We start from the raw sequence: 17,983 nt of genomic DNA, 5'->3' as shown, positions 1-17,983 counted from the left end.
GCGCGCTACAGCGCGTGGGCGAATTCGGCGATGGCGTCTGCCGCTTTCGGAATCAACTCGGGCTGCCCCGCGAGGTAGTGGTTGCCGCCCACGATGTCGACGTTGCGGATGCGCGCGCCGCCTGCGGCCATCCACGCATTGCGCGTGCTCGGGAAAGTCGACTGATCGCCCGTGTAGGTCAGCAGCAGCTTGGGCACCGTGGTGCGCGCGAGGTTGGCTGGACCGTCCGCCTGCGAGCGCGACGACCATTGCGAGAGGAACGCGGTCAGCGACGTTGTGCGGCCCATCGCGTTCGCCGAGTAGTTCACCTGGCGCGCGTCGCCCCACACGCTGCCGGGGAGGCGGTCGTTTGCGTCGAGCGACAAATCGACGCAGCGCGGATCGGCGTGCGTGCGGTAGACGATGAAGGTCTGGTCGCGCGGTGCGCCCGGCGTGTTGCGCAGCAGCGCGAGGCGGTCGATGCACCACTGCTCGATGCGATCCAGCCGCGCCTTCTGCGCCGCGTTGAAGCGCGCGAGGAATTCGGCGTCGTAGGGCACGCGATGGCGCGGGTCGTACATGTCGAGGTCGGGGTCTACCGAGAGCGGGTCGTGCTCGTCCATGACCGAAGGGTCGATCCAGTCGCGCATCAGCCGCGTGCGGCCCAGGTGGGCGGCGCACAGCGCGATGCCGTCCACCGGCGGCAGGTCGCTCGGGTGCAGGTGCGTCGGGTCACCGTCGGGCAGGTGCGTGGCGGTAAGTTGCTCGGCCTGCGCCTGGTAGAAGGCCGCGAGCGCCGCGCCGCCGGAGTTGCCGACGAGGAACACCTTCTCGTAGCCGGCCGCGCGCAGGTACTGCACGCCGGCGCCCAGGTCTTGAATCGCGCGCTCCATCAGCAGCACCGTGTCGTTGCCCACGAAGCGCGAGTTCAGCCCCATGCAGCAGATGCCGCGCTCGGCCAGCGGGCCGATCAGGTAGTGGCCCATGAAGTTGCTGGTCGGGTGCATCACGATGGCCGCGATCTTCTTCGGGCCTGTCGGCGCACGGAAGGCGCCGTAGATGCGCGGGCGCAGCAGCTGCAGTCCCGACTGGCTTTCCATCGCAGCGCCGGGCTTCACGTCGATGACGGCGAGCTGCAGCTCAGACATGCGACGCGCCCTTTGCTGCACGGAGCGCGGCCTTGTGCAAAGTCCACGCGTCGAGGTCCGCACGCGCGTGCCGCGCATGCGCATCCATCTCCGCTTGCGGCACGGTCGGTGTCGTCAGCTCCAGGCGAATGCCGTTCGGATCGAAGAAGTAGATCGATTCGATGATGTGGTGGTCGGTCACCCCCAGCACCTCGACGCCCGCGCCTTCGAGCCGCGCCTTGGCGGCCAGCAGGTCGTCCACCGAATCGACGCGCAGCGCGATGTGGTTCACCCACGCAGGCGTGTTGGGTGAGGGCAGCGCGGCGGTGTCGTCGCCCAGGTCGAAGAAGGCGATGTACGAGCCGTCGCGCATCTGGAAAAAGATGTGCACGTAGGGGCAGTACTCGCCGGTGCTCGGCACATGGTCGCTCTGGATGATGTGCGCGAGCGGCAGGCCCAGCAGGTCTTCGTAGAAGCGGCGGGTTTCCTCGCTGTCGCGGCAGCGCCAGGCGAAGTGGTGCAGTCCGCGGATGGGTGGGGCAGTCGTCGTCGGCATGGCTGGGTTCCTGTGAGCCGTGATTGGGCGATGCCGCGTCTTATGATGCAATCGAAATTAATTCATCGATTGATGAAATAGCCGTATGAATCTGACGCTGCGCCAATTGCGCGCCTTCGCCGCCGTCGCCGAGGTCGGCAGCTTCACCGCCGCGGCGCGGCAACTGCATCTCACGCAGTCGGCGCTCAGCGTGCTGGTGCGCGAGCTCGAACGCGAGATGGGCGTGCAATTGCTCGACCGCCACACGCGGCGCGTGCAGCTCTCGGAGGCGGGGCGCGAGTTCCTGCCCTCGGTGCATCGCCTGCTCGGCGACCTGACGACCGCAGTGGCCGGCGTGACCGATCTGCGTGACAAGAAGAAAGGCTTGCTACGTCTTGCGGCGCCGCAACTCATGGCCTGCACGTTGATGCCGCGCGTGATCGCGCTCTATCGCGAGGCGTACCCCGATGTCGACGTGCGCCTGGCCGACACGCTGCCCGAGCACCTGCTGGCCGGCGTGATGGCCGGTGATGTCGAACTCGCCGTGGGGCAAGACGTGGCGGTCGATGGCGCCATCGAGCGCCGCACGCTGCTGCGCGACCGCCATTGGCTGATCTGCCCGCCCGACCACGCTTTCGCCAGGCGCCGCAAGGTGCGCTGGCACGAGCTCGGCCCGTACACCTTCATCGCGCCCACGCGCGACTTCCGCCAGCGCGTGCTGCCCGAGTTGGTCCCGGCGGATCGCGAACTCATGCTGCGCCCCGGCACCCAGGAGGTGTCGTACATGACCACCGCGCTCGGCATGGTGGCCGCGGGGCTGGGGCTCACCGTGTGCCCGACCTATTCCGCGCCGCTGGTGCGCGCCCACGGGCTGCAGATGGTGCGGCTCGAGTCGCCCGACTTCCATCGCGAGGTGTGCGTCTACAGCGCGGCGCGGCGCGCGCTCTCGCCGGCCGCGGCGAGCTTCGTCGAGATCCTGGAGCGTTTCGCCAAGGCGCAGCCGAAGGGTTGAAAAGCATCGGAGCGCTGCAAGAGGCGCATAGAGCGGCCGTGGGGCGATACCTACAATGCAAGACGACCTGTTTTCCACTATCTCCAGAGACCCATGAACGTCATTCGATTCACCGACCTCTGCGCGCAGGGCAAGGCCGCCGGCCAGCGCGTCTTCATCCGCGCCGATCTCAACGTGCCGCAGGACGACCAAGGCAACATCACCGAAGACACGCGCATCCGCGCCTCGGTGCCCTGCATCCAGCTGGCGCTCGACGCCGGCGCGGCCGTGATGGTCACTTCGCACCTGGGTCGCCCGACCGAGGGTGAGTTCAAACCCGAAGACTCGCTCGCCCCCGTGGCCAAGCGCCTGGGCGAACTGCTCGGCCGCGATGTACCGTTGGTCGCCAACTGGGTCGACGGCGTTGACGTCAAGCCCGGCCAGGTCGTCCTGCTGGAGAACTGCCGCGTCAACAAGGGCGAGAAGAAGAACGACGAGGCGCTCGCCCGCAAGCTCGCAGCGCTCACCGACATCTACGTGAACGACGCCTTCGGCACCGCCCACCGCGCCGAGGCCACCACCTACGGCATCGCGCAATTCGCGAAGATTGCCGCGGCCGGCCCGCTGCTTGCGGCCGAAATCGACGCCATCACCAAGGCGCTGGCCCAGCCCAAGCGGCCGCTGGTGGCCATCGTGGCGGGCTCCAAGGTCAGCACCAAGCTCACCATCCTCAAGAGCCTGTCGGCCAACGTCGATCAGCTGATCGTGGGCGGCGGCATCGCCAACACCTTCATGCTGGCCGCGGGCCTTTCGATCGGCAAGTCGCTGGCCGAGGCCGACCTGGTCGACCAGGCCAAGGCGGTGATCGACGCCATGCGCACGCGCGGCGCCGACGTGCCGATTCCCGTGGACGTGGTCACGGCCAAGACCTTCGCGGCCGATGCGCCCGCCACCGTCAAGGACGCGAACGACGTGGCCGACGACGACCTGATCCTGGACATCGGCCCCAAGACCGCCGCGATTCTTGCGGCGCAACTGCGCGAAGCCGGCACCATCGTCTGGAACGGTCCGGTCGGCGTGTTCGAGTTTGATGCGTTCGCCGGCGGCACCAAAGCCATCGCGCAGGCGATCGCCGAGAGCAGCGCGTTCTCGATCGCCGGCGGCGGAGACACGCTCGCGGCCATCGCCAAGTACGGCATCGAAAAGCAGGTCGGCTACATCTCGACCGGCGGCGGCGCCTTCCTCGAAGTGCTGGAGGGCAAGACCCTGCCGGCCTTCGAAATCCTGAGCAAGCGCGCGGCCGGTTGACCTCGGCGGCGGGGAATCTCGTGAGGATGACTTCCGTCAGACACACAAAGTGTATACAGTAGCGAATACAAAACGGAGACACATTTCATGAGCACGGATCGCATCCCCCGCCACGCCACCAAGATCGTCGCCACCCTCGGCCCGGCGTCCAGCACCCCCGAACTGCTGGAAAAGATGATCCTGGCCAAGGTCAGCGTGGTGCGCCTGAACTTCAGCCACGGCACCGCGCAGGACCACATCGACCGCGCCACCATGGTGCGCGAAGCCGCCCGCAAGGCGGGCCGCGAAGTGGCCATCATGGCCGACCTGCAGGGTCCGAAGATCCGCGTCGGCCGGTTCGCGCAGGGCAAGGTGCTGCTTGAAGCGGGTGCCAAGTTCGTGCTCGACGCCTCGCGCACCGAGCCCGGCGACATCGACGCCGTGGGCCTGGACTACAAGGACCTGCCGCGCGACGTGAAGCCCGGCGACAAGCTGCTCCTGAACGACGGCCTGATCGTGCTGACGGTCGACGGCGTCAAGGGCGAAGCGGTCTACACCACCGTCAAGCTGGGCGGCGAGCTCTCGAACAACAAGGGCATCAACAAGCAGGGCGGCGGCCTCACCGCCCCCGCGCTGACCGCCAAGGACATGGAAGACATCAAGACCGCGATGAGCTTCCAGGCCGACTACGTGGCCGTGAGCTTTCCGAAGAACGCCACCGACATGGAAATGGCCCGCCAGCTGTGCAACGTGGCGGCGGCCGAGTACGGCCACAAGCCCGGCATGATCGCCAAGATCGAGCGCGCCGAAGCCATTCCGAAGCTCGAAGAGATCCTGCGCGCCAGCGACGGCATCATGGTCGCCCGCGGCGACCTGGCCGTTGAAGTCGGCAATGCCGCCGTGCCCGCGCTGCAGAAAAAGATGATCCGCATGGCGCGCGACATGGACAAGGTGGTGATCACCGCGACGCAGATGATGGAGTCGATGATCACCAATCCCGTGCCCACCCGTGCCGAAGTGAGCGACGTGGCCAACGCCGTGCTCGACGGCACCGATGCCGTGATGCTTTCTGCCGAAACCGCCTCGGGCCGCTACCCGCTCGAGACCGTGCAGGAGATGAGCCGCATCTGCGAAGCCGCCGAAGCCGCGGAAGACAAGACGCTCGACGCCGATTTCAGCGGCAAGGCCTACAGCCGCATCGACCAGTCGATCGCCATGGGCGCCCTCTTCACCGCCCACCACCTGGGTGCGAAGGCCATCGTGGCGCTGACCGAATCGGGCTCCACCATCCTGTGGATGAGCCGCCACCGCGCGCACATCCCGATGTACGCGTTGACCTCGCGCCTTGCCACGCAGCGCAAGCTCGCGCTGTACCGCAACGTGCGCCCGCTCTTGATGGATTCGGAAAGCGACCGCGACACCGCGCTGCAGCAGGCCGAGAACCACCTGAAGAAGCGCGGCATCGTGCAGAGCGGCGACGTCTACGCGATCACCTGCGGCGAGCCGATGGGTGCCCCTGGCGGCACCAACATGCTGAAGATCTGCCGCGCGAGCTGATCAGCCGTTCCTGAAGAGGAAGCTGTAGGCGTTCAGGGCGGGCACACCGCCCAGGTGCGCGTACAGCACCTTCGATCCGGCCGGGAATTCACCGAGCCGCACCTTCTCGATCATCCCGTGCATCGACTTGCCCTCGTACACGGGGTCGGTCAGCATGCCTTCGAAGCGCGCGCAGAGGCGAATTGCCTCCAGCGTGCCTTCGTTCGGCAGCCCGTATTCCGGCCCGCCGAAGCGGCGGTCCAGCACCACGTCTTTCTCTGTGATGTCGCGGCCCAGCTCGACCAGCTCGGCCGTGTTCTTCGCGATGCGTAGAATCTGGTCGAAGGTCTGCTGCGGCTTGGCCGAGGCGTCGATGCCGATCACGCGGTCGGCGCGGCCGTCGGCTGCGAAGCCGACCACCATGCCGGCCTGCGTGCTGCCGGTCACGGCGCAGACCACGACGTAGTCGAATTTGAAGCCGAGTTCGGCTTCCTGCTGGCGCACTTCTTCGGCGAAGGCCACGAAGCCCAGGCCGCCCCTCGGATGCTCGGAGCAACCCGCCGGAATCGGAAAAGGCTTGCCGCCGGCCTGGCGCACGCTTTCCATCGCGTCTTCCCAGCTCTTGCGGATGCCGATGTCGAAGCCCGCGGCGTCGAGGCGCACGTCGGCGCCCATGATGCGCGACATCTCGATGTTGCCGACCCGGTCGTACACCGCGTCGGAATAGTTCACCCAGTTCTCCTGCACCAGCACGCACTTGAGGCCCAGGTGCGCCGCCACCGCCGCGACCTGGCGCGTCTGGTTCGACTGGATGCCGCCGATGGACACCAGCGTGTCGTAGCCGCCTTCGAGCGCCTCGGGGATCAGGTATTCGAGCTTGCGGGTCTTGTTGCCGCCGAAGGCCAAGCCGCTGTTGCAGTCCTCGCGCTTGGCATAGAGCTCGACCTTGCCGCCCAGGTGCGCGCTCAGGCGCTTGAGCGGATGGATCGGCGTGGGGCCGAAGGTCAAGGCGTGGCGGGGAAATTTCTTCAGATTCATCGACGCGGCTCCGAGGTGGGTTGAAGCTAGCAATCGTAGAAAGAACGGCACGCAACGTGCTTGTGAAGTTCAAGACAATTGATGAAAAAAAGAAGGCAAGATTCGGAAAAAGATAATCTTCAGTTCAAGGAAATTCTAATGAGCACAACAAAGTTGCGTTCCACGATGGAGCTGGATCGCACCGACCGCGCCATCCTGCGCGCACTGCAGCGCGACGCCTCCGTGTCGAACGTCGCGCTGGCCGCCAAGGTCAATCTCAGCGCGCCGGCCTGCCTGCGTCGCGTCGAACGCCTGAAGGAAGCGGGCTTCATCAAGGGCATCGTGGCGCTGCTCGATCCGGACGCGCTGGAGGTCGGCATGCTGGTGATGATCGGCGTGGTGCTCGACCGCTCCACACCCGACTCGTTTTCCGATTTCGAGAAGGCCGCGCAGAAGGTCTCGGGCTGCCTCGAATGCCACGTGGTCTCGGGCGAATTCGACTATTTCATGCTCGTGCGGACCCGGGACAACGACAGCTTCAACCGCCTGCACGCAGAGCAGTTGCTGTACCTGCCCGGCGTCCGGCAGATCCGGACCTTCATGGTCTTGAAGCAGGTGCTGTCGACCACGCAGCTTCCGATCTGACGAAACCGCTGCCGGCTCGCGTGCGTACTGTGGCGATGAGCTTCCCCACTTTCGCGTCACTTCGCCGGCGCCGCAGCGCCATCACCACCGCCTTCACCGTCGCCGCAGCAGCGGTGTTGTCGGCCTGCTCGCCGATCAAGGTGCTCAATGGGCTGGTGCCGGGAGACACCTACCAATTCCAGGGTGGCATCGCCTATGGCGCCGCACTGCGGCAACAGCTCGACGTTTACCAGCCGCTGCCCGCCACCCGGCCGGCCAGTGGCGCGCGCCCGCTGGTGGTGTTCTTCTTCGGCGGCACGTGGACGAGCGGCGACCGCGCGAGCTACAAGTTCGTCGGCGAGGCGCTGGCCGCCCGCGGCGCGGTGGTCGTGATTCCCGACTACGGCCTCTCGCCAGCCTTCACCTACCCGGTCTTCGTGCGCGACAGCGCGCTGGCCGTCAAATGGGCGCTAGACAACGCCGCGCAGCTCGGCGCCGACCCGAAACAGGTCTACGTGATGGGCCACAGCTCGGGCGGCTACAACGCCGCGATGGTGGCGCTGGACGATCGCTGGCTCGGCGAACTCGGTGCCAGCCCGAAGCAGCTCGCCGGCTGGATCGGCCTGGCCGGCCCCTACGACTTCCTGCCCATCGGCGACCCGCAGGCACAGGCCGCCTTCAACTGGCCAAACACGCCGCGCGACTCGCAGCCGCTCGCGCATGCGAGCGCCGCGTCGCCCCGCGCGCTGCTCATGGCGGCGGCCAAGGACAACCTCGTCTACCCCGACCGCAACACCGGCCAGATGGCCGCGGCGTTGCGCGCCGCCGGGGTTCCGGTGCAGGTGCAGCTGTTCGACAACCTCAGCCACATCACGTTGATCGGCGCGTTCGGCAAGCCGGTGCAGTGGCTGGGCGGCCCGGTGCTGCCGCCGGTCATGGACTTCCTCGGGTTGGCGTCAGTCCTGTCCCACAAGGGGGCTCGGTAGAATTAGGGCAGTTTTTCTCGTCTTTCAGCCTTCTTTTTCCCCTAATTCCCGCGAGGTATTTCCCCATGGCACTCGTCTCGATGCGCGAACTGCTGGACCACGCCGCAGCCAATGGCTACGGCATTCCGGCCTTCAACGTCAACAATCTCGAACAGGTCCAGGCCGTGATGGAGGCCGCCAAGGAAACCGGCGCCCCCGTCATCCTGCAAGCCAGCGCAGGCGCCCGCAAATACGCCGGCGAAGCCTTCATCAAGCACCTGATCCAGGCGGCGATCGAGCAGTACCCGAACATCCCGCTGGTCATGCACCAGGATCACGGCCAGAACCCCGACGTCTGCAAGGGCGCCATCGACCTGGGCTTCAGCTCGGTCATGATGGACGGCTCGCTCGAAGCCGATGGCAAGACCATCGCCAGCTACGACTACAACGTGGACGTCACCAAGAAGGTGTCCGACATGGCCCACCGCCTGGGCGTGACCGTCGAAGGCGAGCTCGGCTGCCTCGGTTCGCTCGAGACCATGAAGGGCGACAAGGAAGACGGCCACGGCACCGACGACACCATGACGCGCGAGCAATTGCTCACCGACCCTGAGCAGGCCGCCGACTTCGTCAAGCGCACCCAGATCGACGCGCTGGCCATCGCCATCGGCACCAGCCACGGCGCCTACAAGTTCACCCGCGAGCCCACCGGCGACATCCTGGCGATCGACCGCATCAAGGAAATCCACCGCCGCATTCCCAACACCCACCTGGTGATGCACGGCTCCTCGAGCGTGCCGCAGGAACTGCTGGCGATCATTCGCCAGTACGGCGGCAACATGAAGGAAACCTACGGCGTGCCCGTCAAGGAAATCCAGGAAGCCATCAAGCACGGCGTGCGCAAGATCAACATCGACACCGACATCCGCCTGGCCATGACAGGCGCGGTGCGCAAGTTCCTGGCCGAGAACCCCGAGAAGTTCGACGCCCGCGAATGGCTCAAGCCCGCGCGCGAAGCCGCCAAGCTGATCTGCAAGCAGCGCTACATCGAGTTCGGCTGCGAAGGCCAGGGCGCCAAGATCAAGGGCGACACGCTGCAGGTCGTGGCCGCCAAGTACGCCAAGGGCGAACTGGCCCAGGAAGTCGTCTAAAAACTTCCCCGCGATTCGAAGGCCACCGTTCGCGGTGGCTTTTTTCTGCGCGCACAATCCGCTTTCCCGTCACCCGTTTTCCCCCACAGCACCTCCCTGTTCCCCATGACCACCGTCCACACCTCCTCCATCCAGAGCCTGCCCCTGCTTGCGCGCGGCAAGGTGCGCGACAACTACGCCGTCGGCGAAGACCGCATCCTGATGGTCGCGAGCGACCGGTTGAGCGCCTTCGACGTGATCATGGGCGAGCCGATTCCCGGCAAGGGCGAGATCCTCACGCAGATGGCGCTGTGGTGGTTCGAGCGGCTCGGCCAGCTCTGTCCCAACCACCTGACCGGCGACGCGCCCGAGAGCGTGGTCACCGCCGAAGAGGTGCCGCAGGTCACGCAACGCTCGATGCTGGTCAAGCGCCTGAAGCCGATCCCGGTCGAGGCCGTGGTGCGCGGCTACCTGGCTGGCAGCGGATGGAAGGAATACCAGGAATCGCGTTCGGTCTGCGGCGTGCCGCTGCCCGAGGGCCTGACCAACGCGAGCAAGCTGCCGCGCCCGATCTTCACGCCCGCCGCCAAGGCCGCGGCCGGCGAGCATGACGAGAACATCAGCTACGAGCGCGTGGTCGAGATCGTCGGCCCCAAGCTGGCGCAGCAGATCCGCGAGACCAGCATCGCGATCTACGAAACCGCCGCGCAGATCGCCCTCACCAAGGGAATGATCATTGCCGACACCAAGTTCGAGTTCGGCCTGGACGAAGCCGGCACGCTGGTGCTGATGGACGAAGTGCTCACGCCCGACAGCTCGCGCTACTGGCCCGTCGAAGGCTACGAGGCCGCGCTGGCCGCCGGCACCAATCCGCCGAGCTACGACAAGCAGTTCGTGCGCGACTGGCTCGAGGCCACGAAGATCAACGGCAAGCCCTGGGACAAGACGCCGCCGGCGCCGCGCCTGCCGGCGGAAGTGATCGAGAAGACTGCGGCCAAGTACCGCGAGGCGCTGGAGCGCCTCACGGGCTGATTTGTAGAGCCCCCCGGCTTTTCACTTCGCTTCGCTGCGTGTGATTCGCCACCCCCCGAGGGGGAGGCGCGGCCCGCCTTGGGGCGGCCCGGCGGCGGCCGCCTTCAGCGGTTCCCTGACCTCAACGTCGCCACCGTCCGCCCACCGGCGTCCAGCAGCGCCAGCCGCCCCGGCGCGAGGCTGTAGCTCGTCGTGCTCTGCAGCGCCGAGAGGAACTGCGCCTCGTTGGCGCCGCGCACCGGGTCGGCGCAGGCCATGCGCGTGGAAGCCAGTTGCCCGATCTTCAGCGTGATGCCGCTGCGCGTGAAAGTGCCCGACACGCGGTTGCATCCGCCCGAACCGCTGACGCGCCCGCTGCTGCGGTCGAACTGGATCTGTGCCTCGCCGCCCGGCGCAATGGGTTCGTCGCCGAGTTGTGCGAGGCGCCACACCGGGCCTTCGATGGGTTCGTCCAGGCTGATGCCGCTTCCGCAGCCGGTCAAGGTGGTCAGCAGCGCGGCCGTTGCAAGAACGGGGAGCGCAATGTGGCGGGCGAAGGAACGCATGGCCAGTCTTTCCTTTTGCATCTGCAACAAGTTGATTCGGGCGCCATCGTATGCGACGTGGCTTAGCTCGCCAATGTCGCCAGCGCCACGCCGCCCGCCAATCGGGCCTCGACGCAGCGCCGCACGCTGGCGGGCGTGCCGTCTTGGGCAAGCAGTGCGGGCCATTCGGCCTGCGCCTGGCGCACCGTGTCGCGGGCGATGGCCATGAGCCGCGCCGGGCGCAGCAGGCCCGCCGAGCGCAGCAGGGCGTCGAGTGCTGGCCAGTCGAAGGTGCGCAGCTTGGCGTCGATCGCCCGGTTCACGCCGTAGTCGCCGGCCGGCACGTCCTCGAAGAAGGCGGCCACGCACACCGGGTCATAGAGCGGCGCGAGCACCGGCGCCACGCCGTCGGGGTAGCGCAGCGCCCAGTTCTTCAGGTGCGCGTCGCTGTTGCCCAGCAGGATGAAGGCGACGATGCGCCGCACGCATTCGCGCACGTCGGCCACCGGGTTGGGCGACAGGCGGTCGAGCACGCGCAGCATTGCGGGCCAGTCGACTGCGAGTCCGCGGCCGTATTTCTGCCGGGGCTCGTACTGCAGCACCTGCGCGAACTCTTCCATGTGGATGCGCCCGCCTTCGGGGGTGCGGTCGAAGCGGCGCACGGCCAGGATCTGTTCAAAGCGCACCTGCTCGGGCAGGTCGGCGTCGGCGCGGCCGATCACGCTGGCTTCGGCGCAATCGAGGCCGAGCGCGCCGCAGAGGCGATAGCCGGTGAATTCGTTGTCGACCAGGTCCGGATGCCGCGTGCTCGGCAGTTTGAGGATGAAGGAGCCCGCCGCCCCGTGGCGTCGCACCACGTAGCGCCGTCCGTCCTGCACTGCTGAAAACTTGGTCACCACGCCGGGGATGGCGGCGGCGTCTTCCACCGGCATCTCGACGAAGCCGGGCTCCAGCACGTCCAGGCCGAGCGCGGTGTGCCAGTGCCGCACGGTGTCGGGAATGCCTTCGGCCGGCGGCACCGGCTCGACCTCGAGCGCGCCCATCAGGTCGTGGCCGGCGGCTGCCAGCAATTCGAATTCGTCGTCGGCGGCGCAGCCGCGCTGCTGTGCGAGGCGCTCGCGGTTGTGGCCTTCGGGCAGCAGGTTCTGGAAGTAGCTCGGCCAGTGGCCGTCGCTGCGCGAGACGCGGGTGTCGCGGGCCGAGGCCAGGATCGCGCGCGTCGCGGCCTCGTCTGCGCCGCGGTACGCGAGGGAAAGCGTCGGCCGGCCGGGATCGGCGATGTACGCCTCGTCGAACGACACGCGCAGGATGTCGCCGTACTGCGAGAGATAGCCGATGGCGCGCCGCCCGCCGTCCGGCGCATGCAGATGCATCCGCAGGTAGCGGATGCCGGTGTTGAAGGCGGCGCGGGTGCTCACCGGCTTTCGTCAGCCAGGCTCTGCGCAATGGACGGCGGCGCGCCCACGCCCGCCGGCTGGCCGAGTAGGCGGCCGCCCGAGCGCACGAAATCTTCGAGTTGCGGGCGCAGGGTGGCGGGCACGGGCATCAGTTCGAGCCCCAGCACGCGCGCCATTTCGAGCAGCGTCGAGAGCCGCGGATCGATCTGGCCGCTTTCGATGCGCTGCACCGTCATGCGCGAGAGGCCCGCCTGGGTGGCCAGCGCTTCCTGGCTCAGGCCGCCGGCCTTGCGGGCTTTTTCGAGTTCTTCGGTGAGTTGGAGCATTGGCGTGCGCTTTTTCTTTAAATTGAGTAGCAATGCTATCTATCTAGGGATGAATAGGCAATAAAAAAGCGACCCTTGGGTCGCTTTTTGAATTCAATGCGCATCAAGTTGCGCATTTTTCTGCTTTCAGCTCAGCACCACACTGCTGAGCCGGCGGCGGTACGTGGCCACGACCGGATCGTCCGGCGGAATCTGCCCGTCGGCCACCTTCACCTTCGGCGGCTCGATCACGTCGAGGATCGCGATGTAGGTCTTGCGGGCGAGGTCTTCGCTCCAAGTCTTGTCGCGCATCAGGATGTCGAGCAGCTCGTCCATCGCGTCGGTCCAGCGCTGCGCGGCCATCAGGAGGCGGGCGCGGCCGAAACGGGCGTCGAAGTCGCGCTTGTTGGTGGCGATCTTCGCGTCGAACTCGGCGATCGCAGGGGCGGTGCCGGTGACGGGCGCTGCGAAATCGATGGCATCCATCCAGCGCTGCAGCGAGTCGAAACGGCGCACCAGCCCGGTCTTGGCGATCACGGGGGCGAAGGCGACCTTGGCGTCGTCGGCGCGGCCTTCCTGCAGCAAGAGCTTGATGTAGTCGAAGCGGGCGTCGTCGTTGGCCGGGTCGGTGGCCACGGCGTGCTGCAGTTTTTCGAGCGCGCCCTCGGTATCGCCCTCAGCCAACGCCTCCTGCGCGGCGGCTTCTTCCGAGGCGGCTTCGGCCTCGTCGGCGCCCGGCACGTGCTTGTCGAGGAATTCGCGGATCTTTTCGGCCGGAATGGCGCCGACGAAGCCGTCGACCGGCTGGCCATCCTTGAACATCACGCAGAACGGGATGCTGCGCACGCCGAACATTTCGGAGAGTTGCGACGAAATCTGCGGCACCTTGTCGGCGTCCAGCTTGGCCAGCGTGAAGCGGCCGGCGTACTCGACCTCGAGCTTTTCGAGCACCGGACCGAGCTGTTTGCAGGGGCCGCACCATTCGGCCCAGATGTCCAGCAGCACCGGCGTGGCGACAGAGCCTTCGATCAGTTCGGCCTGGAAATTTTCGAGAGTGATGTCGATCATCGGAACCAACTGGGGGTGAAACGTAAAATTGAAACCATGAACGAAACCATTCAGGTCGGTGTAGTGATGGGCTCGAGCTCCGATTGGGAGACGATGCGCAACGCGGTCGAGATTCTCCAGCAATTCGGAATCGGGCACGAAGCAAAGGTGGTCTCGGCCCACCGGATGCCCGATGCACTGTTCGCGTACGCCGAAAGCGCCGCCGGGCGCGGGCTCACCGCGATCATCGCGGGAGCGGGCGGCGCGGCCCACCTGCCGGGCATGTTGGCCTCGAAAACCACGGTGCCGGTGCTCGGCGTGCCGGTGGCCAGCCGCCACCTGCAGGGCGTCGATTCCCTCTACAGCATCGTGCAGATGCCCAAGGGCGTGCCCGTCGCCACCTTTGCGATCGGCAATGCCGGTGCGGCCAACGCGGCGCTGTTTGCGGTGGCGATGCTGGCGGTGAACAACCCGGCATTGCGCGCGAAGCTGGACGCCTTCCGCACGGCCCAGACGGCCGCCGCCGAAGCCATGACGCTGCCGCCGGCGCCCGCCGGCGAGGCCCCCGCGGTTTCTCCTTTCTCGCCGCAAGGCGGAGGTGCCCTGTGACCAAGAACGGTGACCTGCCCATCCTCCCGGGCGCCACGCTCGGCGTGCTCGGGGGCGGCCAGCTCGGCCGCATGTTCGCGCATGCCGCCCAGCGCATGGGTTACTTCACCGCGGTGCTCGACCCCGACGCCGACAGCCCCGCCGGCCGGGTGAGCCACCACCACATCCACACCGACTACGCCGATGTCGACGGCCTCGCCCGCCTGGCCGGCCTGGCCGACGCGGTGACGACCGAGTTCGAGAACGTGCCCGCGCCCTCGCTGGAGCACCTGGCAGTGGCGCGACCGGTGTCGCCCAATGCCTCGGCCATCGCCATCGCGCAGGACCGCATCGCCGAGAAGGCCCACTTCACCCGCTGCGGCGTGCCCTGTGCACCCTACGCGGCCATCGAGACGGCAGCCCAGCTCGCCGCCGTCGAAGACCGCCTCCTGCCCGGCATCCTGAAGACGGCCCGCCTGGGCTACGACGGCAAGGGCCAGCAGCGCGTGAAGACGCGCGCCGAGCTGGTCGAGGCCTGGCAGGCCACCGGCTGCGTGCCCTGCGTGCTCGAGAAGTTGCTGCCGCTCGAATTCGAATGCTCGGTGATCCTCGCGCGCGGCCGCGACGGGCAGGTCGTGCACTTTCCGCCCCAGCGCAACCTGCACCGCGACGGCATCCTCGCCGTCACCGAGGTGCATGCGCTGAACATGCCCAAGACGGTGGCGCAGGGCGCGGTCAATTCCGCGAAAAGCATCGCGAACGGCCTGGGCTACGTGGGCGTGCTGTGCGTCGAGTTCTTCGCGCTGGCCGACGGCTCGCTGGTGGTCAACGAAATGGCCCCGCGACCGCACAACAGCGGCCACTACACGATGGAAGCCTGCGACGTGTCGCAGTTCGAGCTGCAGGTGCGCACGCTCGCCGGGCTGCCGCTGGCTGCACCGCGCCAGCACAGCCCCGCGATCATGCTGAACCTGCTGGGCGACCTGTGGTTCACCTCGGGCGATGAAAAGCCGGTCTCGCCGCGCTGGAGCGACGTGCTCGCGCTGCCGGGCGTGCACCTGCACCTCTACGGAAAGATCGAGCCGCGGCCCGGCCGCAAGATGGGCCACCTGACCCTCACCGGCGCCACGCTGGAGAGCGTGCGCGCCAACGCCTCGCAGGCCGCGCTGCTGCTGGGACTGCCGCCGGTGGAAGTGACCGGCCTCGCATGATCCTCGACGGCCAATCCCCCGAGGCCATCGCCGAGGCCGTGCGCGTGCTGCGCGCGGGCGGGCTGGTCGCGTTCCCGACCGAGACCGTCTACGGCCTGGGCGCCGACGCGAGCAGCGACATGGCCGTGGCCGGGATCTTCAAGGCCAAGGGGCGACCCGCCGACCATCCGTTGATCGTTCATATCGCGGCCGGCATGAAGGGCACCGAGGCGCTCTCGCGCTTTGCCCAGCCGCTGCCGCTCTTTGCGCAAAAGCTGGTGCAGGCCTTCTGGCCCGGCCCGCTCACGCTGATCGTCACGCGCCAGCCCGGCGTGGGCGCTGCCGCGGCGGGCGGGCAGGACACCATCGGCCTGCGCTGCCCCTCGCACCCCGTGGCCCAGGCGCTGCTCGAAGCCTGCGCCGAGCAAGGCGTGCCGGGCGTCGCGGGCCCAAGCGCCAACCGCTTCGGCCGCGTGAGCCCGACCACTGCCCAGCATGTGTACGAGGAGTTCGGCGATGCGGTGCCGGTCGTCGACGGCGGCGCCTGCGAAGTCGGCATCGAGTCGACCATCGTCGACTGCAGCCGCGGCGCGCCCGTGCTGCTGCGCCCCGGCCTCATCACGCGCGCGCAGATCGAGGCGGCCTGCGGCGAAAAGCTCAGCGATCGCGATGTGCTCGAAACCCCCGACCCGCGCGCCTCGGGCACGCTCGAGGCGCATTACGCGCCGAACGCCAAGGTGCGGCTGATGGACGCCAAGGCGCTGCAGACGGGACTCGACGTGCTCGGCGCCAATGCCGCGCACATCGCCGTCTGGTCGCGTACCAGCCTGCGCTGCCGTTCGCAGCGCGTGCTGCAACGGCGCATGCCCGACGACGCGGCGGCCAGCGCGCACCAGCTTTTCGCGGTGCTGCGCGAGTTCGACGCACAGGGCGTCAAGCTGATCTGGGTCGAGACGCCGCCCGACACGCCCGAGTGGGAAGGCGTGCGCGACCGGCTCCAACGAGCCTCGGCCGCCTGATCAGCCCCCTGCAGCCAGCACGCCCTGGAAGAAGCCGCGCGCCGATGCCAGGCAGAACGGTGGCGCCAGCGTGCCGTGGTAGGCGAGCAGTACGGCCTGCGCCTTGTCGGCTGCGCTGCCCGGCGTGCTCTGCGCCAAGAGGTCCTTGGCCTGCGCGAAGCCGGCACGGGCGGCCGAGTAGGCGTCGATCGCTGCGGAATCTTCCAGGTCCACCACCGCCAGCGAGGCGGCCGGCACGCCCTTGGCGCGGAAATAGCCCGATGTGGCGCGGGTGCTGACGAAGTTCACCGTCGGGTCGTTGGCGCCGCCGCACATCAGCACCGGCCGGGTCGGCACCCAGTTGCGCAGGTCGTTGGCCAGCGCCGCCTTGCGGAAGCCCGTGGCCGGCCTGCAATCCAGCGGCGAGGCCGAGCCCAGCGACGCCGGGGTGGCCGGCAGCGCATTGCCGGGGCAGGGCGTGGCCTGGATGTCGCCGGCCGCCTGCGTGAGGAAGCTCTGCTTGATGAGGTTGTTGGCGCCGTAGAAGATCGACAGCTCGGGGCTCACCGGCCCCGGCGTGGCGTTCGCCGGGAACAGCGCCAGCTGCGGCAGCTTGCCGCTGGAGAACAGCGTGCCCGGCGTCGCGCTCGGCAGCAGGGTGTCGATGCCGGTGGCGTACTGCGCTTCGTACACATCGCTGGTGGCGTTGTAGACATTGCCGAACTGTTGCTGCCAGCTGGTCGACAGGAGCGGCACGAACAGCGTCGCGCCCAGCGCCGGCCAGCCCTGGTAGGTGTAGTCGGTCAAGAGGCTGATGGCCGAGGGCGCCGACAGCGGCGCCGATGCCGTCACGGCCTTGCCCGTGGCCTGCATCTCACGGTGCGCCGCCATCGCCACGTAGCCGCCCTGCGAGTAGCCGGTGATGAACAGCGAGCCGGCGGCGTTCGCGCCGATGTCCGAGAAGGTCTTGCGCGCCGCGGTGAGCGCATCGACCATGTCCTTGCCCTGCTGGTCGCCGTTGAGGTACGGGTGGTAGGGCAGCGTCGACTTGTCGTAGCCCGCGTAGTTGGGCGCGACCACGATGTAGCCCTGCGCCGCGAACATCGCGGCGACCATCAGGCCCTCGCCGGCAGCCGGCTGTGTGGTGTCGGTCCACTTGGCAAGGTTGTAGCTCTTGGCGGGGTTGGTGCCGTGGGCATAGAGCACCACCGGCCGCTGGCCGCTGCAGGCCGTGTCGGCGCCGGTGGGCACCATGATCGCGGCGGTGGCGTTGGTGGCTTCGTTCTTCGCGCCGACGGTGCGGTATTCGAGGTAGCGCAGGTCGACGCCGCACTTGGGCGTGCCCGCCACCTGCAGCAGCGCCTTGCCCTGGTCGCTGGCCTGCAGGCTGGCCTTGAACTGATCGGCCGACAGCTTGGCCGTCTGCTCCGGCGGGCTGGTGACCACCGAGCCCCGGCCGTTGTCGGGCGCGGGTGGGGGAGGAATGATCACGCCGATACCCCCGCCGCCGTCACCACCGCCGCCACAGGCGGCGAGCAGCAACAGGGTTGCGCCGGTGAGGGCCGTCAGGACGGCTGTCTTGCGCATCGGGTTGGAAGAGGGGGGGTGCGGCTTCGTCAAGGCATGTCTCCTGCGCTGGATGATCCTTATGGATCTGTTTGGAATAGAACGACCGTCCGATTCTGTTCGGCGCCATGGCCGTGCGCAAGCG

Annotated in this window: 18 protein-coding genes; 10 read left to right on the top strand and 8 right to left on the bottom strand. The window is 67.8% G+C overall.

Annotation, left to right across the window (positions count from 1 at the left end):
- Window positions 1-5 precede the first annotated feature (5 nt).
- Both ACSFA7_RS10000 and ACSFA7_RS09995 read right to left on the bottom strand, forming a co-directional pair.
- Window positions 6-1,127, bottom strand: a complete 1,122-nt coding sequence (locus ACSFA7_RS10000) for an alpha/beta hydrolase family protein (protein WP_435499213.1) — start codon at window positions 1,125-1,127, stop codon at window positions 6-8.
- Window positions 1,120-1,662, bottom strand: a complete 543-nt coding sequence (locus tag ACSFA7_RS09995) for a VOC family protein (protein ID WP_435499212.1) — start codon at window positions 1,660-1,662, stop codon at window positions 1,120-1,122. The genes ACSFA7_RS10000 and ACSFA7_RS09995 overlap by 8 nt, the downstream gene beginning before the upstream one ends.
- 85 nt (window positions 1,663-1,747) lie before the next feature.
- Here ACSFA7_RS09995 and ACSFA7_RS09990 point away from each other — a divergent pair, with 85 nt between their 5' ends.
- The 3 genes from ACSFA7_RS09990 (at window position 1,748) to pyk (ending at window position 5,476) form a co-directional block, all read left to right on the top strand.
- Window positions 1,748-2,653: a LysR family transcriptional regulator gene (locus tag ACSFA7_RS09990; RefSeq protein WP_435499211.1), complete on the top strand. Its 906-nt coding sequence runs from the start codon at window positions 1,748-1,750 to the stop codon at window positions 2,651-2,653.
- 93 nt (window positions 2,654-2,746) lie between these two features.
- A complete protein-coding gene (locus ACSFA7_RS09985) occupies window positions 2,747-3,940 on the top strand; it encodes a phosphoglycerate kinase (protein WP_435499210.1) in 1,194 nt (397 codons plus the stop codon).
- A gap of 87 nt (window positions 3,941-4,027) precedes the next feature.
- On the top strand, window positions 4,028-5,476 hold the full coding sequence (gene pyk / locus ACSFA7_RS09980) for a pyruvate kinase (RefSeq protein ID WP_435499209.1): 1,449 nt from the start codon (window positions 4,028-4,030) through the stop codon (window positions 5,474-5,476).
- Here pyk and ACSFA7_RS09975 read toward each other — a convergent pair whose 3' ends face one another.
- The gene (locus ACSFA7_RS09975; RefSeq protein WP_206176175.1) at window positions 5,477-6,493 is read right to left on the bottom strand and encodes a 1-aminocyclopropane-1-carboxylate deaminase; all 1,017 of its coding nucleotides are present in this window, start codon (window positions 6,491-6,493) and stop codon (window positions 5,477-5,479) included.
- Between the two features lie 138 nt (window positions 6,494-6,631).
- On the opposite strand from ACSFA7_RS09975, the gene ACSFA7_RS09970 reads away from it, so the two are divergent.
- From ACSFA7_RS09970 to ACSFA7_RS09955, 4 genes are all read left to right on the top strand, one after another.
- A complete protein-coding gene (locus tag ACSFA7_RS09970) occupies window positions 6,632-7,117 on the top strand; it encodes an Lrp/AsnC family transcriptional regulator (protein ID WP_435499208.1) in 486 nt (161 codons plus the stop codon).
- Window positions 7,118-7,152: 35 nt separating this feature from the next.
- Window positions 7,153-8,082, top strand: a complete 930-nt coding sequence (locus ACSFA7_RS09965) for an alpha/beta hydrolase (protein WP_435499207.1) — start codon at window positions 7,153-7,155, stop codon at window positions 8,080-8,082.
- Between the two features lie 65 nt (window positions 8,083-8,147).
- Window positions 8,148-9,212 (top strand): class II fructose-bisphosphate aldolase, encoded by a 1,065-nt coding sequence (gene fba / locus ACSFA7_RS09960; protein ID WP_013544161.1) that lies wholly within the window; start codon window positions 8,148-8,150, stop codon window positions 9,210-9,212.
- Window positions 9,213-9,317: 105 nt separating this feature from the next.
- Complete coding sequence (locus ACSFA7_RS09955) at window positions 9,318-10,223, top strand: phosphoribosylaminoimidazolesuccinocarboxamide synthase (RefSeq protein ID WP_257863244.1); 906 nt, start codon at window positions 9,318-9,320, stop codon at window positions 10,221-10,223.
- A 104-nt stretch (window positions 10,224-10,327) separates the two neighbouring features.
- On the opposite strand, the gene ACSFA7_RS09950 is transcribed toward ACSFA7_RS09955, so the two are convergent.
- From ACSFA7_RS09950 to ACSFA7_RS09935, 4 genes are all read right to left on the bottom strand, one after another.
- Entirely contained in the window at window positions 10,328-10,768 is a 441-nt protein-coding gene (locus ACSFA7_RS09950; protein ID WP_435499206.1) for an META domain-containing protein, read from the bottom strand.
- Window positions 10,769-10,830: 62 nt separating this feature from the next.
- Entirely contained in the window at window positions 10,831-12,120 is a 1,290-nt protein-coding gene (locus tag ACSFA7_RS09945) for a type II toxin-antitoxin system HipA family toxin (RefSeq protein ID WP_435499562.1), read from the bottom strand.
- A 41-nt stretch (window positions 12,121-12,161) separates the two neighbouring features.
- Window positions 12,162-12,470, bottom strand: coding sequence for a helix-turn-helix domain-containing protein (locus ACSFA7_RS09940; RefSeq protein ID WP_013544157.1), 309 nt, complete (start codon window positions 12,468-12,470; stop codon window positions 12,162-12,164).
- Window positions 12,471-12,596: 126 nt separating this feature from the next.
- Window positions 12,597-13,517, bottom strand: coding sequence for a tetratricopeptide repeat protein (locus ACSFA7_RS09935; RefSeq protein WP_435499205.1), 921 nt, complete (start codon window positions 13,515-13,517; stop codon window positions 12,597-12,599).
- 36 nt (window positions 13,518-13,553) lie between these two features.
- On the opposite strand from ACSFA7_RS09935, the gene purE reads away from it, so the two are divergent.
- From purE to ACSFA7_RS09920, 3 genes are read left to right on the top strand one after another with little or no spacing between them, the layout of a single operon-like run.
- Entirely contained in the window at window positions 13,554-14,105 is a 552-nt protein-coding gene (purE, locus tag ACSFA7_RS09930; RefSeq protein ID WP_206176169.1) for a 5-(carboxyamino)imidazole ribonucleotide mutase, read from the top strand.
- The gene (locus ACSFA7_RS09925; protein ID WP_435499204.1) at window positions 14,102-15,295 is read left to right on the top strand and encodes a 5-(carboxyamino)imidazole ribonucleotide synthase; all 1,194 of its coding nucleotides are present in this window, start codon (window positions 14,102-14,104) and stop codon (window positions 15,293-15,295) included. Before purE ends, ACSFA7_RS09925 begins: the two co-directional genes overlap by 4 nt.
- Complete coding sequence (locus tag ACSFA7_RS09920; RefSeq protein WP_435499203.1) at window positions 15,292-16,293, top strand: L-threonylcarbamoyladenylate synthase; 1,002 nt, start codon at window positions 15,292-15,294, stop codon at window positions 16,291-16,293. The genes ACSFA7_RS09925 and ACSFA7_RS09920 overlap by 4 nt, the downstream gene beginning before the upstream one ends.
- Here ACSFA7_RS09920 and ACSFA7_RS09915 read toward each other — a convergent pair whose 3' ends face one another.
- Window positions 16,294-17,859: an alpha/beta hydrolase family protein gene (locus tag ACSFA7_RS09915; protein WP_435499202.1), complete on the bottom strand. Its 1,566-nt coding sequence runs from the start codon at window positions 17,857-17,859 to the stop codon at window positions 16,294-16,296.
- Between the last annotated feature and the right edge of the window lie 124 nt (window positions 17,860-17,983).

The sequence above is a fragment of the Variovorax trehalosi genome (genome assembly GCF_051216415.1).
Lineage (GTDB): Bacteria > Pseudomonadota > Gammaproteobacteria > Burkholderiales > Burkholderiaceae_C > Variovorax.
The sequence above is the reverse complement of the archived record's forward strand: the minus strand, read 5'-3'. Positions and strand labels throughout refer to the sequence as shown.